The 18,761-nt window shown below is 69.8% G+C and carries 1 protein-coding gene; it reads right to left on the bottom strand.

Features of this window, described 5'->3' with window-relative positions; genetic code table 11:
- Positions 1-25: 25 nt before the first annotated feature.
- The gene (locus SL103_RS39215) at positions 26-18,484 is read right to left on the bottom strand and encodes a type I polyketide synthase (RefSeq protein ID WP_069568921.1); all 18,459 of its coding nucleotides are present in this window, start codon (positions 18,482-18,484) and stop codon (positions 26-28) included.
- Positions 18,485-18,761: the final 277 nt, after the last annotated feature.

Below are 18,761 nucleotides of genomic sequence, written 5' to 3'. Positions count from 1 at the left end.
AAAGGCCGGATGTTCCCGGCGGTCGTCAGAGGTCTCCGAACTCTTCGTCGATCAGCGCGAACATTTCCTCGTCCGAGCTGGGGGCGAACTCCTGCTTTTCTTCTTCCGTGCTTTGCTGCTCGTTCCCGGCGCCACGGCTGTCCTCCCAGCGCCAGAGCAGGGCTTGCAGCCGCGCCGCGACCTTGTCGCGTACGGAGTCGTCGGAAGCGACCTCCGACAACGCCGCTTCGAGCCGCTCCAGGTCCGCGAGGACAGCGGGTTCGTTCTCCGAACCGTCCGGTACCAGCTCGGTGCGCAGTCGCTGCGCGAGCGCGACGGGCGTCGGATAGTCGAAGACCAGGGTCGGGGCCAGTCGCAGGCCGGTCGCGCGCTTGAGCCGGTTGCGTAGCTCGACGGCGGTCAGCGAGTCGAGGCCGAGGTCCTTGAAAGCGCGGTTCCCCTGGACCTCGTCGGTGGAGGAGTGTCCCAGGACCGACGCGGCCTGCTCCCGTACCAGTTCGAGCAGCAGACGGTCCTGTTCCGACCGGGCCGCACCAGCCAGCCGTGCGGCCAGGGCGCTGCCCGGTTCCTCGGACCCGGCAGCGCCGTCTGCTCCCCCGGTCCCTTGCGCGCCGGACGCCGCGAGGGACCGGCGCACCGGCACCGTACGCACGACGCTCCGGAAGAGCGGGGGCAGCACTCCGGCCGCGGCCTGGGACCGCAGCTCGGCGGTGTCCAGGCGGGCCGGCACGACGACCGGTTCCCCGTGCGCCGCTCCGTACTCCGTAGCGGCGTCGAAGAGCGCCAGCCCTTCCTCGGCCGGCATGGGTGCGGCGCCGGCGCGGGACATCCGCGCCAGATCGACGTCGCTGAGCCGTCCGGCCATGCCGCTGCGCTGCTCCCACAGGCCCCACGCCAGCGAGACGGCGGGCAAGCCGCGTTCACGGCGGTGCCGGGCCAGCGCGTCCAAGAAGGCATTGGCCGCCGAGTAGTTGGCCAGCCCGGCGCCGCCGAGGGTCCCGGAGAGTGAGGAGAAGAGCACGAAGGCGGACAGGTCGAGGTGAGCGGTGAGGGCGTGCAGATTCAGCGCGCCGTCGACCTTCGGCCGCAGCACCCGGTCGATCCGCTCGGGGCTCAGCGCGTGGACGACCCCGTCGTCGAGCTCGGCCGCGGTGTGTACGACGGCGGTGAGCGGCCGGTCCGCGGGGACGGCTGCCAGCACCGCAGCGAGCTGCGCCCGGTCGGCGACGTCGCAGGCCACGACGTCGACCGAGGGATCCGAGGGGACGTCCCCGGCCGGCCCCGTCGCGCGAGCCGGCTCGGCCGCCCTCGCCAGTTCGGTCAGCTCGGCCGCCAGCGCCGGCATACCGTCCGCGGCCGGACCGCGCCGGCTGACCAGCAGCAGGTGCCGGACACCGCGTTCGACCACCAGATGACGGGCGAGCAGCCGGGCGAGCCCGCCGGACGCGCCGGTGACCAGGACCGTTCCGTTCGGGTCGAACGCGGCACGTACGGCTGCGGAGGTCCCGTCCGGAGTGACGCCCGTGGCGGCTGCCAAGGTGCCGTCCGTGGTGGCTTGCGAGGTGCCGTCCGTGGTGGCGGTGGCGTCGGCAGTGGCTTCGGAGGCGGTGGCCGCGATGGCGCCGGCCCGGGTGCCGGCAGGAGGTGCTGCCGCGCGGACCAGACGGGCCGCGGTGACCTCACCGGCGCGCAGCCTGAGCTGCGGTTCACCGGTGGCTACCGCCGCCGCCAGCGCCTCCCACGGAGACGGCGCTGCTGCCGCCGGCCGCTCTTCGCCGTGTGCACCGTCCGGATCCAGCAGGACGAACCGCCCCGGATTCTCCACCTGCGCCGACCGTACGAGCCCCCATACCGGAGCCCCGACCAGATCCTGCCGGGCAACGATCACCAGCCGGGACGCCTCGGACCGCTCGTCGGCCAGCCACGCCTGCACCAGTTCCAACGCACGGTGCGCAGCGGCACGAGCCGCCTCGGCGACCTTCCCGTCCGTCTCCTGGAGCCCGTTCGTCTCCTGGAGCCCGTCTGCCTCCTGGAGTCCGTCTGTCCCCTGGAGTCCCGCCACTTCCTCGATCCCGACCCTCGCCATGGGGGCGAAGACCAGCTCAGGTACGTCGTCGCCGGCGCCGAGCACCTCACCGAGTGCCGCTGGATCCGCATACCCGTCCGGTCCTGTACTCAGGACGACCCAGCGCCCGACGCCCGGCGCGGGGCTACCGGCGTCGCGAGGTACGGCGACCGGGACCCACTCGTACCGGAAGAGCGAGTCGTGGTGCGCACCCACCGCGGAAGTCGGCCTCTCGGCAGTTACTTGACGGAACGTCAGGGAGTCGACCGAAGCAACCGTCTCCCCCTTGGCATCGGCGACGGCGAAGGACACGGCCTCCTCCCCCGTCCTGACCACGCGTACGCGCAGCGCATCGGCGCCCGTGGCGTGGAGTCGTACACCACTCCACACGAACGGCCGTCGGCTGCGCCCGGGGTCGGGGTCCGGGAAGAGAGTGCCGAGGCCGAGCGGCTGCAGAGCGGCGTCCAGGAGGGCGGGGTGCAGGTCAAAGGCCGCCGCGTCCGCCGCCACCGTCTCGGGCAGCTGGACCTCGGCGAACAGCTCGTCGCCGCGCCGCCAGACCGCACGCAGCCCGTGGAATGCCGGACCGTAGTCGACACCGAGCGCGGCCAACCGTTCGTAGGCGTCGTCCACGGGTACGGAGACGGCTTCGGCGGGAGGCCAGACGGTCAGGTCGGTCTGGTCGGTCAGGTCGGTCTGGTCGGTCAGGTCGGTCAGGTCGGTCTGGTCGGTCTGGTCGGTCTGGTCGGGGATGGTGGCGGCCTCGGGGCGCGCGGAGTCAGCGGTGTCCGGGGCCTCGCCCCTGTCCGAGGACCCTGCGGGAGCCATGGTGCCGGTGGCGTGCCGCGTCCAGGGGCCGTCGCCGTCCTCCGCAGCTCGGGAGTGCAGGGTCAGCGTGCGGCGTCCGGAGTCGTCGGCAGCGCCCAGACCGAGCTGCAGGGAGACACCACCACGCTCCGGCACGATCAACGGAGCCTCCAGCGCCAGCTCCTCGACCTGCCCGCAACCCACCTCGTCACCGGCACGCACCGCCAGCTCCACGAACGCCGTACCCGGCAACAACACCGTCCCGGCCACCGCATGATCCGCCAACCACGGATGCGACTGCAGCGACAACCGCCCCGTGAACAACACCTCGTCCGACCCAGCAACCTCAACCGCCGCCCCCAACAACGGATGACTCGTTGCCCCGAGGCCGAAGGACAGGGCATCAGCCGACTTCGCGGGCACGGTCCCCGGCCAGTAACGACGGCCTTGGAAGGCGTAGGTCGGCAGGTCAACGCGCCGGGCGTCCTCCCCCGCAAGGAACGGCGTCCAGTCCACGGGCACACCGGTGACATACAACTCGGCAGCCGAGGTCAAGAAACGCTCCAGACCACCTTCGTCGCGGCGAAGCGAGCCTGTGACGACGGCCTCGGTGTCCGTGTCATCGAGCGTCTCCTGGACCCCAACGGTCAGCACCGGATGCGCACTGGACTCCACGAAGGTGGTGAAACCGTCCACGGCCAGCGCCCGAATACCCGCCTCGAACTGCACCTGATGCCGCAGATTCCGATACCAGTACGCGGCATCCAGACCCTCGGTCTCAAGGAACCGGTTCTCCACCGTCGAGTAGAAGGGGACGCTCCCGGGCTGCGGCCGTACCTCCTCCAGAACCTTCAGCAGCTCCCGCTCGATGGCCTCCACATGCGCCGAATGCGAGGCGTAATCCACCGCAATACGTCGCGCCCGAATCCCTTCCGTTTCGCAAGAGGAAACGAAGGACTCGACCGCCTCCGCATCACCCGAAATCACCGTGGAACGAGGCCCGTTGACAGCAGCGACACCCAGACCCGACTGCGTCTTCAGTCGCGCCCGCACCTCCACCTCAGCAAGCGCGATCGACGCCATGCCGCCCCGGCCGGCGAGCTCGCGCGCGATGACCTGCGACCGCAGCGCCACCACCCGCGCCCCGTCCTCCAACGACAGACCACCCGCCACCACCGCAGCAGCAATCTCCCCCTGCGAATGACCCAAAACCGCATCCGGCACCACACCCACCGAACGCCACAACTCCGCAAGCGACACCATCACCGCCCACGACACCGGCTGCACCACATCCACCCGGCCCAGCTCACGACCCCCGGAAACAACCTCCAGCAGATCCCAGTCCACAAACGGCCCCAGCGCCCCCGCACACCGCCGCATCCACTCCGCAAACACCGGCGACGACGCAATCAACTCCGCGCCCATCCCCACCCACTGCGAACCCTGACCAGGAAAAACCAGAACCGTCCGGCCCAGCTCACGAACCGAACCCTCCACCACACCAACCGACTCACGACCCGCACTCAGCGCACTCAGCGCCCCCAACGGGCTCGACGAGTCCGCGGTGAGGACCACCGCACGGTTCTCCATCGCGGCGCGCATCGCGAGCGAGAGCCCCACGTCGGCCGGATTCAGCTCCGGTCGCGCCTCGACGAACGACCGCAACCGCTCCGCCTGCGCCCGCAACGCCCCCGCACCACGACCCGAAACCACCCACGGCACCACAACCGACCCGGAAACCCCCGGCTCGCCCGGCCTCGGGGCCACAGCAGCCGACGCCTCATCGACCGGTGCCTGCTCGATGATCGCGTGCGCATTCGTCCCGCTGACACCGAACGACGACACACCGGCACGCCGCACCCAACCCGCCTCCGAAGGCCACTCCCGCGCCTCCGTCAACAACTCCACAGCGCCCGCCGACCACTCCACATGCGGCGACGGCGCATCCACATGCAACGTCCGCGGCAAGACACCGTTCCGCAACGCCATCACCATCTTGATGACGCCGGCCGCGCCGGCCGCCGCCTGCGTGTGGCCGATGTTGGACTTCACCGAGCCGAGCCACAGCGGGCGGTCCTCCGCCCGGCCCTGGCCGTACGTCGCCAGCAGCGCCTGCGCCTCGATCGGATCGCCCAACGTCGTACCGGTGCCGTGCGCCTCCACCGCATCGACCTGGTCCGGGGTGAGACGGGCCTGCGCCAGCGCCTGCCGGATCACCCGCTGCTGCGAGGGGCCGTTGGGGGCCGTCAGGCCGTTGCTCGCACCGTCCTGGTTCACCGCCGTGCCCCGCACCACCGCCAGGACCTCATGACCGTTGCGGCGCGCGTCCGACAAACGCTCCAGCACCAGCACACCGACACCCTCGCCCCACCCGGTGCCATCCGCACCGGCCGCGAACGCCTTGCACCGGCCATCCGCCGCAAGCCCCCGCTGACGACTGAACTCGACGAAGACTTCCGGGGTCGTCATCACCGTGACGCCACCCGCCAGGGCCAGGGTGCACTCGCCCTGCCGCAGGGACTGCGCCGCCAGGTGCAGCGCCACCAGCGACGACGAGCACGCGGTGTCCACCGTCACCGCCGGGCCCTCCAGCCCGAACGTGTACGACACCCGGCCCGAGGCGACACTCGCGGCGATGCCGGTGCCGAGGTATCCCTCCACCGCGCCCGGATCCTGCCGCAGCAGGGTGGCGTAGTCCTGCCCGTTGCTGCCCACGAAGACGCCCGTCTTGGAGCCGCGGAGCGACTGCGGGTCGATGCCGGCCCGCTCGAACGCCTCCCACGAGGTCTCCAGCAGCAACCGCTGCTGCGGGTCCATCGCCAACGCCTCACGCGGGTTGATGCCGAAGAAGGCGGCGTCGAAGCGGTCCACGTCGGCGAGGAATCCGCCCTCCCTGACGTAGGAGGTGCCGGACCGGTCCGGGTCCGGGTCGTAGAGGGCGTCGAGGTCCCAGCCGCGTTCAGCGGGGAAGGCCGACAGCCCGTCGCTACCGGCGGCCAGCAGCTCCCACAGATCCTCCGGTGAGCCCACGCCGCCGGGGAAGCGGCAGCTCATCGAGACGATCGCGATCGGCTCGTCGGCTGCCGGGGCGGTGGCACCGACCGCGCCCGCCGTGATCCCGTCCGCGGTGGGCGCGTCACCCTCCGCTTCCGCCTCCGCGCCGACGCACACGCCCAGGAGGTAGCCGGTGAGATCGCCTGCGGTCGGGTAGTCGTAGACCACGCTCGTGGGCAGTCGCAGCCCGGTTGCCGCGTTCAGTCGATTGCGCAGCCGTACGGCGCCCAGCGAGTCGCAGCCCAGGTCCTTGAAGGCCCGGCCGGGGTCGACCGCCTGCGGCCCGGCGTGACCGAGCACCGTCGCCGCCTGCGTGCGGACGACCTGCAGCAGGTGTTCCCGCTGTTCGGCGCGCGGCAGTCCGGCGAGTCGCTCCGCAAGGGAGCCGGCGTCGTGCCGTGGCTCCGTCGCCTCACTCGCGCCCGGGAGAGCGGCAGAGGCGGCGGATATCTCCCGGACCTCGGGCAGGTCGGCGAGGAGGGGACTGGGCCGGGCCGCGGTGAAGGCCGGGGCGAAGCGCTGCCAGTCCACGTCGGCCACCATCAGGGCGGCCTCGTCGCGCCCGACGGCCTGTGCCATCTCAGCAAGTGCCTGCTCGGGGTCCATCTCCAGGAAGCCGGTGCGGTGCAACTGCTGCGAGGCGGCGTCATCCATCGCCATCCCTGAGTGGGCCCAGGCGCCCCAGGCAATCGAGGTGGCGGGCAGGCCGGCGTCGCGGCGCTGCTGGGCCAACGCGTCCAAGAAGGCGTTGGCGGCGCTGTAGTTGGCCTGGCCCTCGTTGCCGAGTACACCGGCCGCGGAGGAGAAGAGGACGAAGGCGTCGAGGTCAGGGGCCAGCTCGCGGGTCAATTCGTCCAGGACGACCGCGGCATCCGCCTTCGCCCGCAACACACCCGCCACCCGCTCCGGCGACAACCCCTCCAACACACCGTCATCCAACACACCCGCCGCATGCACCACCGCCGACAACCCCGGCAGCGAACCCAACAGCGCGGCTACCGCATCACGATCCGCCACATCACACGCAACAACCTCCAACCCCACACCCAACCCAGCAAACTCAGCCTCAACCAACCCCACACCCGAAGCACCCGCACCACTGCGGCTGACCAACACCACCCGCTCAGCACCCCGCCGCGCAGCCCACAACGCCACCCGACGACCCAACGCCCCCGTACCACCCGTCACCAACACCGTCCCCCGCGGACACCACCCCCCACCGGAAACCGCACCGGAACCCCGACCGGAAACGCCACCACCGGCACGCACCACCCGACGCACCAACACACCCGAGGACCGCAACGCAACCTGATCCTCAACCCCCAACGCACCACCCAACACACCACACAACCGCTCCCCCACACGGCCGTCCCACACCCCCGGCACATCCACCAAACCGCCCCACCGCTCCGGCAACTCCAAAGCAGCAACCCGGCCCACACCCCACACCTGCGACTGCACCGCACTCAACACACAATCCGAACCACCAACACCCACCGCACCCCGCGTCACCACCCACAACGGAGCCTCAACACCCACCACACCCAACGCCTGCACCAACACCACCGCCGACACCGCACCACCACCCGCAAGCGCCAACAGCGACACCACACCCACACACGCACCTGGGTCGTCAGCCGCCTCACTCACGTCATCGGCAACCACCCCACGCAACTGATCGGCAACCTCATCCCGACCAGCCCCAACGCCCTCAACCACCACCCGCCGCACCTCAACGCCACGCTCCTCCAACGCAGCAACCACACCCACCACCGCGCCGTCACCCTCAAACCCGGCCGGCACCACCACCAACCACGGACCCGCCACCACCGGCGCCAAACCCTCAACCGCCACCGGCTTCCACACCACCCGATAACGCCAGGAGTCCGCAGGTGACGGGAGCGTCCGGCCCTGGTCCCGGTGGGCGGCCCGGTCCCGCTCGCGCTCGCGTCGGCCGGAAGCGCCGTCAAGCCAGTAGTGCTGCCGCTGGAAGGCGTAGGTGGGCAGCTCTACCCGCCGGCCGCCGCGCTCGGCGAAGAATGCGTCCCAATCAACCGCGACACCGCCGACGTGCAATTCCGCCAGCGCCTGGAGAATTGCGTGATCCTCCGGCAGGTTCTTCTGGAGCACGGGCACGAGGAGTGCGTCGGGTCGGGTGACGCAGTCCTGTGTCATGGCGGTCAGTACGCCGCCCGGCCCCATTTCCACAAAGGTCGAGACACCGGCGTTCTCCAGCCAGGAAATCTGATCCGCGAACCGCACCGCATCCCGCACATGCCGCACCCAAAACTCCGGATCACACACCCCCTCACCAGCCACCATCCCCAACCGCGGCCGAGAAAACTCCACCGACCGCACCACCCGACCGAACTCCTCCAACATCGGGTCCATCAACGGCGAATGAAAGGCATGACTCACCCGCAAACGACGCACCCGACGCCCCAGCGCCTCAAAATGCGCAGCGATCTCCGCCACCGCACCCTCAGCACCGGAGACCACCACCGACGACGGCCCATTGACCGCCGCCACACCCACCTCACCCACACGACCAGCCACCAGCGGCGCCACCTCACCCTCCGACGCCACCAACGACACCATCGCCCCACCACCAGGCAACGCCTGCATCAACCGACCCCGCGCAGCCACCACCCGCACCGCATCAGCCAACGACCACACACCCGCCACATACGCAGCCGCCAACTCCCCCACCGAATGACCGGCAACAAAATCAGCCCGCACCCCCCACGACTCCACCAACCGAAACAACGCCACCTCAACCGCAAACAACGCCGGCTGAGCAAACTCCGTACGCTCCAAAACCCCCTCAGCACCCACCCCCTCCGCAAACATCACCTCACGCAGCGACCCACCCAACACACCATCAAAAGCCCCACACACCTCATCCAACACCGCAGCAAAAACCGGAAACGCCCCGTAAAGAACGCGCCCCATCCCCACCCGCTGCGAACCCTGACCGGAAAACAAAAACCCCACACGCCCGGAACCACCCGAAACACCACCCGCAACAACACCGGCAGGTGTTTCGCCCTGGGCAATTGCCGTCAGGGAATCGAGCAGGCTCGACCTCTCCGCGGCGAGGACCACCGCACGGTGATCCATGGCGGCCCGGGTCGTCGCGAGGGTGAACGCCACATCCACCGGCTCCAGCTCCGGCCGCGCCGCAAGGTGGGAGCGCAGCCGCTCCGCCTGGGCCCGCATTGCTCCGGCACTGCGTCCGGCGATCAGCCACGGCAGGACCGCCGGGGCGGAAGCCTCATGCTCCCCAGCCCCCCGCAGCTGGTCCGGCTCCGCTACGCCAACCGGCTCCCCCGGCCGCTCCGGCCGTGCGGCTTCCACGACCGATGCTTGGCCGTCCGGCGCCTCGTCGAGCGGCGCGTCGCCGTCCCGGACGTCGTCGATCGAGGCGTCGTCGATCGGTGCCTGCTCGATGATGGCGTGCGCATTCGTCCCGCTCACACCGAACGACGACACACCGGCACGCCGCACCCGACCCGCCTCCGAAGGCCACTCCCGCGCCTCCGTCAACAACTCAACCGCACCCGCCGACCACTCCACATGCGGCGACGGCGCATCCACATGCAACGTCCGCGGCAACACACCATTCCGCAACGCCATCACCATCTTGATGACGCCCCCGACACCCGCAGCAGCCTGCGTATGCCCCACATTCGACTTCAACGACCCCAACCACAACGGACGCTCCTCCACCCGCCCCTGCCCATACGTCGCCAACAACGCCTGCGCCTCGATCGGATCACCCAACCGCGTCCCCGTACCGTGCGCCTCCACCACATCCACCTGGTCCGGGGTGAGACGGCCCTGCGCCAGCGCCTGGCGGATGACGCGCTCCTGGGACGGGCCGTTGGGGGCCGTCAGGCCGTTGCTCGCACCGTCCTGATTCACCGCCGTACCCCGCACCACCGCCAGAACGTCATGACCGTTACGCCGCGCGTCCGACAAACGCTCCAGCACCAGCACACCGACGCCCTCGCCCCAGCCGGTGCCATCCGCACCGGCCGCGAACGCCTTGCACCGGCCATCCGCCGCCAACCCCCGCTGACGACTGAACTCGACAAAGGTCCCCGGCGTGGACATGACGGTCGCACCACCGGCGAGCGCCACCGAGCACTCGCCCTGCCGCAGGGACTGCGCCGCCAGGTGCAGCGCCACCAGCGACGACGAGCACGCGGTGTCCACCGTCACCGCCGGACCCTCCAGCCCGAACGTGTACGACAACCGACCCGAGACGACACTCGCGGCGGTGCCGGTGAGCAGGTAGCCCTCGAACTCCTCCGGGGCCTCACTCATCCGCGGCCCGTAGTCGTCCTGCGACACCACGCCCATGAAGACACCGGCTCGGCTGCCGCGCAGACGGTCCGGATTGATGCCGGCCCGCTCGAACGCCTCCCACGACGTCTCCAGCAGCAACCGCTGCTGCGGATCCATCGCCAACGCCTCACGCGGCGAAATCCCGAAGAACGCCGGATCGAACTCCGCCGCGCCGTACAGAAAGCCACCCTCGCGCACGTACGACGTGCCCGCGTGGTCCGGGTCCGCGTCGTACAGCGATTCCACGTCCCAGCCACGGTCCGCCGGGAACACCGAGATCGCGTCCCCGCCCTCCGCAACGAGCCGCCACAAGTCCTCCGGCGACGCCACTCCCCCCGGGAAACGGCAGGCCATCGACACGATGACGATCGGGTCGTCCTCGACGGCAGGCAGGGCGGCAACCGGGGCAACCGCCGCGCTCACCGGCTGTGACACCTCCGCACCGGCGATCTCGCCGTACAGGTGGCGAGCCAGTGCCTTGGGCGTCGGGTAGTTGAAGACCAGGGTCGGTGCCAGCCGAAGGCCGGTGGCGGTCTTGAGGCGATTGCGGAGTTCGACCGCCGTCAGCGAATCGAAACCGAGGTCCTTGAATGCGTGCTTCTCCCCGATCGCGTCCACCGACGCATGCCCCAGCACGGCCGCGGCCTGGGTACGAACGAGGTCCAGCAGCAGGTGCTCCGCCTCGGCCGCCGACCGGCCCGCCATTCGCTGCGCCAGCGACGAAGCCGTGTCCTCGCCCTCCCCACTCCCGTCGGCCGCGGACGTCGCCGCGGACGTACGTACCTCGGGCAGGTCGGCGAGGAGGGGACTGGGCCGGGCCGCGGTGAAGGACGGGACAAAGCGCTCCCAGTCCACGTCCGCCACCATCACGGCCGCCTCACCGGACCCGACGGCCTGCGCCATCGCACCCAGCGCCAGATCGGCGTCGAGGGCGGGAAGGCCACGCCTGCGCAGCTCCTCACCGACCGCACCGCCGGCGACGCCGCCCGCGTTCCACGGCCCCCAGGCCACCGAGGTGGCGGGCAGACCGGCGTCGCGACGCTGCTGGGCCAACGCGTCCAAGAAAGCATTGGCAGCCGCGAAGTTGGCCTGACCAGCCCGTCCCAGAGTGCCGACGACGGAGGAGAAGAGGACGAAGGCGTCGAGGTCAGGAGCGAGCTCGCGGGTCAGTTCATCCAGGACGACCGCGGCATCCGCCTTCGCCCGCAACACACCCGCCACCCGCTCCGGCGACAACCCCTCCAACACACCGTCATCCAACACACCCGCCGCATGCACCACCGCCGACAACCCCGGCAGCGACCCCAACAACCCCGCTACCGCATCACGATCCGCCACATCACACGCAACAACCTCCAACCCCACACCCAACCCAGCAAACTCAGCCTCAACCAACCCCACACCCGAAGCACCCGCACCACTGCGGCTGACCAACACCACCCGCTCAGCACCCCGCCGCGCAGCCCACAACGCCACCCGACGACCCAACGCCCCCGTACCACCCGTCACCAACACCGTCCCCCGCGGACACCACCCCCCACCGGAAACCCCACCCGAAACCCCACCCGAACCCCGACCGGCAACGCCACCACCGGCACGCACCACCCGACGCACCAACACACCCGAGGACCGCAACGCAACCTGATCCTCAACCCCCAACGCACCACCCAACACACCACACAACCGCTCCCCCACACGGCCGTCCCACACCCCCGGCACATCCACCAAACCGCCCCACCGCTCCGGCAACTCCAAAGCAGCAACCCGGCCCACACCCCACACCTGCGACTGCACCGCACTCAACACACAATCCGAACCACCAACACCCACCGCACCCCGCGTCACCACCCACAACGGAGCCTCAACACCCACCACACCCAACGCCTGCACCAACACCACCGCCGACACCGCACCACCACCCGCAAACGCCAACAGCGACACCACACCCGTCACATCACCGACACCACGCAACTGATCGGCAACCCCATCCCGACCAGCCCCAACGCCCTCAACCACCACCTGCCGCACCTCAACGCCACGCTCCTCCAACGCAGCAACCACACCCACCACCGCGCCGTCACCCTCAAACCCGGCCGGCACCACCACCAACCACCGACCCGCCACCACCGGCGCCAAACCCTCAACCGCCACCGGCTTCCACACCACCCGATAACGCCAGGAGTCCACCGCGGAGGTCCGCTGCTGCTCACGACGCCAGGACGCCAACGCAGGCAGCACCGAGCTCAACGGCGCATCCCCCTCCAGGGCCAGCTCGCCCCGCAGCGACTCCCAGTCCCCGGCCTCAACTGCCGCCCAGAATCGGGAGTCCACAGCAGTCGCCTCGCCTGCGACAGGAACGGGGGCTTCCAGCCAGAAGCGCTCTCGCTGGAAGGCGTAGGTGGGCAGGTCAACGCGCCGGGCGTCCTCGGCCGCAAGGAACGGCGTCCAGTCCACGGGCACACCGGTGACATACAACTCGGCAGCCGAGGTCAGAAAACGCTCCAGACCACCCTCCTCACGGCGCAGTGATCCCGCAACGACGGCCTCGGTGTCCGCATCGTCGAGCGTCTCCTGAATGCCGACGGTCAGCACCGGATGCGCACTGGACTCCACGAACGTGGTGAAACCCTCCGCGGCCAGCGCCCGAATGCCCGCCTCGAACTGCACCTGATGCCGCAGGTTCCGATACCAGTAACCGGCGTCCAGAGCCCCGGTCTCAAGGAACCGGTTCTCCACCGTCGAGTAGAAGGGAACGCTCCCCACCCGCGGCCGCACATCCTCCAGAGCAGTCAGCAACTCCTGCTCGATGGACTCCACATGCGCCGAATGCGAGGCGTAATCCACCGCAATACGACGCGCCCGAACCCCCTCGGCCTCACAAGCCGCCACGAACACCTCAACCGCATCGGCGTCCCCGGACACCACGGTCGACGACGGACCATTGACCGCCGCAACACCCAACGCGGCTATCTGGTCGATGCGTTGACGCACCTCGGCCTCAGGCAGGGCGATCGACGCCATGCCGCCCCGGCCGGCGAGTTCACGGGCGATGACCTGCGACCGCAGCGCCACCACCCGCGCCCCGTCCTCCAACGACAGACCACCCGCCACCACCGCAGCAGCAATCTCCCCCTGCGAGTGCCCCACCACCGCATCCGGCACGACACCCACCGAACGCCACAACTCCGCAAGCGACACCATCACCGCCCACGACACCGGCTGCACCACATCCACCCGGTCCAACCCGCGCCCCCCGGAAACAACCTCCAGCAGATCCCAGTCAACGAACGGCCCCAGCGCCCCCGCACACCGCCGCATCCACTCCGCAAACACCGGCGACGACGCAATCAACTCCGCGCCCATCCCCACCCACTGCGAACCCTGACCAGGGAAAACCACCACCGTCCGGCCCACCTCACCGACCGAACCCTCCACCACACCAACCGACTCACGACCCGCACTCAGCGCACCCAGCCCCTCCAACAGGCCAGACCGGTCGGTCCCCAGCACCACCGCGCGCCGCTCAAAGGCCGACCGCGACACCGCCAACGACCGCCCCACCTCAGCCGGATTCAGCTCCGGACGCGCCTCGACGAAGGACCGCAACCGCCCCGCCTGCGCCCGCAACGCACCCACACCACGACCCGAAACCACCCACGGCACCACAACCGACCCGAAAGTCCCCGACTCCCCCGACCTCGGAGCCACAGCAGCCGACGCCTCATCGACCGGTGCCTGCTCGATGATCGCGTGCGCATTCGTCCCGCTCACACCGAACGACGACACACCGGCACGCCGCACCCGACCCGCCTCCGAAGGCCACTCCCGCGCCTCCGTCAACAACTCCACCGCACCCGCCGACCACTCCACATGCGGCGACGGCGCATCCACATGCAACGTCCGCGGCAACACACCATTCCGCAACGCCATCACCATCTTGATGACGCCCCCGACACCCGCAGCCGCCTGCGTATGCCCCACATTCGACTTCAACGACCCCAACCACAGCGGACGCTCCTCCGCCCGACCCTGGCCATACGTCGCCAACAACGCCTGCGCCTCGATCGGATCACCCAGCCGGGTCCCCGTACCGTGCGCCTCCACCACATCCACCTCGGCCGGCGACAGACGGGCGTCGGCCAGCGCCTGCCGGATCACCCGCTGCTGCGAAGGACCGTTCGGCGCGGTGAGACCGTTGCTCGCACCGTCCTGGTTCACCGCCGTACCCGGCACCACCGCCAGGACCTCATGACCGTTACGGCGCGCGTCCGACAACCGCTCCAGCACCAGCACACCGACGCCCTCAGCCCAGCCGGTGCCATCCGCACCGGCCGCGAACGCCTTGCACCGCCCATCCGCCGCCAACCCCCGCTGACGACTGAACTCGACGAACATCCCCGGGTGGGACATCACCGTCGCGCCGCTCGCCAGCGCGAGCGTGCACTCGCCCTGCCGGAGCGCCCGCACCGCCAGGTGCAGGGCGACCAGCGACGACGAGCACGCGGTGTCCACCGTCACCGCCGGGCCCTCCAGCCCGAACGTGTACGACAACCGACCCGACAGCACGCTCGGGGTCGTGCCCGTCAGCGCGTAGCCCTCGGCTCCGTCGGCCGCCTCGTGCAGCCTGGGGCCGTACTCCTGGGCGGTCGCGCCCACGAAGACCCCGGTCCTGGAGCCGCGCAGGGACCGTGGCACGATGCCGGCCCGCTCGAACGCCTCCCACGACGTCTCCAGCAGCAACCGCTGCTGCGGATCCATCGCCAACGCCTCACGCGGCGAAATCCCGAAGAACGCCGGATCGAACTCCGCCGCCTCGTGCAGGAAACCGCCCTCGCGTACATACGAGGTGCCTGAGCGCTCCGGGTCCGCGTCGTACAGCGTCTCGACGTCCCAGCCACGGTCTGCCGGGAACACCGAGATCGCGTCCCCGCCCTCCGCAACGAGCCGCCACAGGTCCTCCGGCGACGACACTCCTCCCGGGAAACGGCAGGCCATCGACACGATGACGATCGGGTCGTCCTCGGCCGGATCGGCATCGGGACCGACGTCCGACTGCGGCACGACCGCGGTCCCGGGTGCGGTCTCCGCTACCGGCCGGGTGTCCTGGTCGTGGCGCATTTCCGCCAGCAGGTGGCTGACCACGGCATTCGGGGTCGGGTGGTCGAAAGTGAGGCTCGCGGGGAGGCGCCGTCCCGTGGCGTCGCCGAGTCGGCTGCAGAGCTCCACGGCCATCAGGGAGTCACACCCGAGTTCCTTGAACCGGCTCTCCATGTGCACGGTGTCGGCGCTGTCATGGCCCAGGACGATGGCGACCTGGACGCGGACGGTCTCGCGGAGCAGGCGCTCGGCATCCGTGCGCGGTCCCGCGGCGATCCGCTCGCCGAGCCCCGGTTCCTGCCGCTCGTCTGCGGACGGAGCCTCTTCGGTTTCCCTGGCCTTCACGGTTTCCGCAGACTTCTCAGTGCCCGCAGACTTCTCGGTGCCCGCAGACTTCTCACTTTCTGCGGACTTCTCGTTTTCTGCGGACTTCTCAAGGTCCGGCAGCCAGTGGCGCTTGCGCTGGAATGCGTAGGTCGGCAGGGCCGTACGGCGACCACGGCGCCCGTTTCCTTCGAGGAAGGATTCCCAGTTCACCCGCACGCCTCGGACATGCAATTCGGCCAGTGCCTTTGCCGCTGCCCGGTCCTCGGCAAACCCCTTACGCAGCATCGGCACGAGGAGTGCGTCAGGTCGGGTGACGCAGTCCCGTGTCATGGCGGTCAGTACGCCGCCCGGACCCACTTCCACAAACGTCGAGACACCGGCGTTCTCCAGCCAGGAAATCTGATCCGCGAACCGCACCGCATCCCGCACATGCCGCACCCAAAACTCCGGATCACACACCCCCTCACCAGCCACCATCCCCAACCGCGGCCGCGAAAACTCCACCGACCGCACCACCCCACCGAACTCCTCCAACATCGGATCCATCAACGGCGAATGAAACGCATGACTCACCCGCAAACGACGCACCCGACGCCCCAACGCCTCAAAATGCGCAGCAATCTCCCCCACCGCACCCTCAGCACCGGAAACCACCACCGACGACGGCCCATTCACCGCCGCCACACCCACCTCACCCACACGACCAGCCACCAGCGGCGCCACCTCACCCTCCGACGCCACCAACGACACCATCGCCCCACCACCAGGCAACGCCTGCATCAACCGACCCCGCGCAGCCACCACCCGCACCGCATCAGCCAACGACCACACACCCGCCACATACGCAGCCGCCAACTCCCCCACCGAATGACCCGCAACAAAATCAGCCCGCACCCCCCACGACTCCACCAACCGAAACAACGCCACCTCAACCGCAAACAACGCCGGCTGAGCAAACTCCGTACGCTCCAAAACCCCCTCAGCACCCACCCCCTCCGCAAACATCACCTCACGCAGCGACCCACCCAACACACCATCAAAAGCCCCACACACCTCATCCAACACCGCAGCAAAAACCGGAAACGCCCCGTAAAGAACGCGCCCCATCCCCACCCGCTGCGAACCCTGACCAGAAAACAAAAACCCCACACGCCCGGAACCACCCGAAACGCCCCCCACAACAACACCGGGCGACGCCTGGCCCTCGGACAGCGCAGTGAGTCCGTTCAGCAGGGCGTCCGTGTCCTGGCCGAGCACCACTGCCCGGTGCGCGAAGGCGGTACGGGAGGTGGCCAGCGTCAACGCCACGTCCGCGGGGGGCGTCTCCGGCCGGGCGGCCACGAACGCGCGCAGCCGCTCCGCCTGGGCCCGCAACGCGGCGGTGTCGGTCCCCGACAGCACCCACGGCAGCGGCCCGGCGGCCTCGGCAGCGGCAGGGCTGCCCGGCTCGCCCTCGTCGCCGGCCGGCACGCCTTCAGGTGCCCCTTCCACCACGACATGGCAGTTGGTGCCCCCCATGCCGAACGAGCTGACGCCGGCCAGCGGCGGCGCGCCGGCAGCGGCGGCGGGCCACTCCGTCAGGGACCGCTGGACCCGGAGGTTCCACTCGTCCAGGGCAATGCGGGGGTTGGGCCGCTCGTAGTTGAGGCTGGCCGGGAGCTGTCCGTTCCGCAGCGACAGGGCGACCTTCAGCAGCCCGACGATGCCGGCGGCGCCCTCCAGGTGACCGACGTTGGTCTTCGCGGAGCCGACGGTGAGGGGCCGCCCCCGGCCGTCGGCGGTGCCCAGCACCGCGCCGAGCGCGGAGGCTTCGACGGGGTCACCCACCTTGGTACCGGTGCCGTGGAGTTCGACGTACTGCACCTGCGCCGGGTCGACGCCGGCCGCCTCATAGGCGAGCCGCAGCACCTCCTGCTGGGCCTGCGGATTCGGCACGGTGAGACCGTCGGTGGCGCCGTCGTTGTTCATGGCGCTGCCGCGGATGACGCAATAGACCGGGTCGCCGTCCGCAAGGGCCCGGACGAGTGGCTTGAGCAGGACGGCGCCGCCGCCCTCACCGCGGACATATCCGTTCGCCCGCTCGTCGAAAGTAAAGCAGCGGCCGTCGGGGGAAAGGCCACCGAACTGCTCCGCGCCAAAGGCGCTTTCCGGGACGATATTGAGGTTCACACCGCCCGCGAGGGCGATTTCGCTGGCACCGCTGCGCAGGCTTTCGCACGCCAGGTGTACAGCGGTGAGGCCGGACGACTGGGCGGTGTCGACGGTAAGGCTGGGGCCGCGCAGCCCGAGCGCGTAGGAGACACGGTTGGCGATGATGCTGCGGTGCAGGCCGGTCACGGAATGCTGGGTGACGGCGGAAAGTCCGCGCCGGTGCAGCAGAGTTGCGTAATCGTCCCACATCGCGCCGAAGAACACTCCGGTACGCGTGCCGCGCAGACTCTCCGGAAGAATTCCCGCGTCCTCAAGGGCTTCCCAGGCGAGTTCGAGCACCAGTCGCTGCTGCGGGTCCATCATCGCGGCTTCGCGCGGGGAGATGCCGAAGAATGCGGCGTCGAACCCGTCGACCCGGTCGAGAAAGGCACCGTGCCGGGCCGGGCCCGTCAAAGTCTCCGCGTCCCACCGGTCGTGGGGAGCCTCGCCGACCGCGCTACGGCCTTCCTTGAGCAACTGCCAGAAAGCCTGCGGGTCCGGTGCCTGGGGAAGTCGGCACGCCAATCCGACGACGGCGATTGCCCCCTCGGAAATCGGACCGTTTTCAGTGACGCCACCGGGGACAATCGACATGATTCCCAACCCTCGCTCTTCGCAGGCCCTCACAGCACACGAAGGGATATCGAGGGGATGGCTCAAGAGCGGTGCCCCCCGAAAATCCCATACCGCACATGCACCACTCGTCGTCAACACTAGGCGAGGGGTCCCCCCTTCCCACACCCCTATCGACCCCTGCTCCCCCCTACGTCAGAGAGGGGTTCCGCACCCGGCACGCACCCTTCCTCATCAGCGCATAGACATTGCCGCAGCGAGGGAATAGGGGCAGCAGCACGGAGACGCCGCGCCCCGA

It is taken from the genome of Streptomyces lydicus, assembly GCF_001729485.1.
Classification (GTDB): Bacteria; Actinomycetota; Actinomycetes; order Streptomycetales; family Streptomycetaceae; genus Streptomyces; species Streptomyces lydicus_D.
The sequence above is the reverse complement of the archived record's forward strand: the minus strand, read 5'-3'. Positions and strand labels throughout refer to the sequence as shown.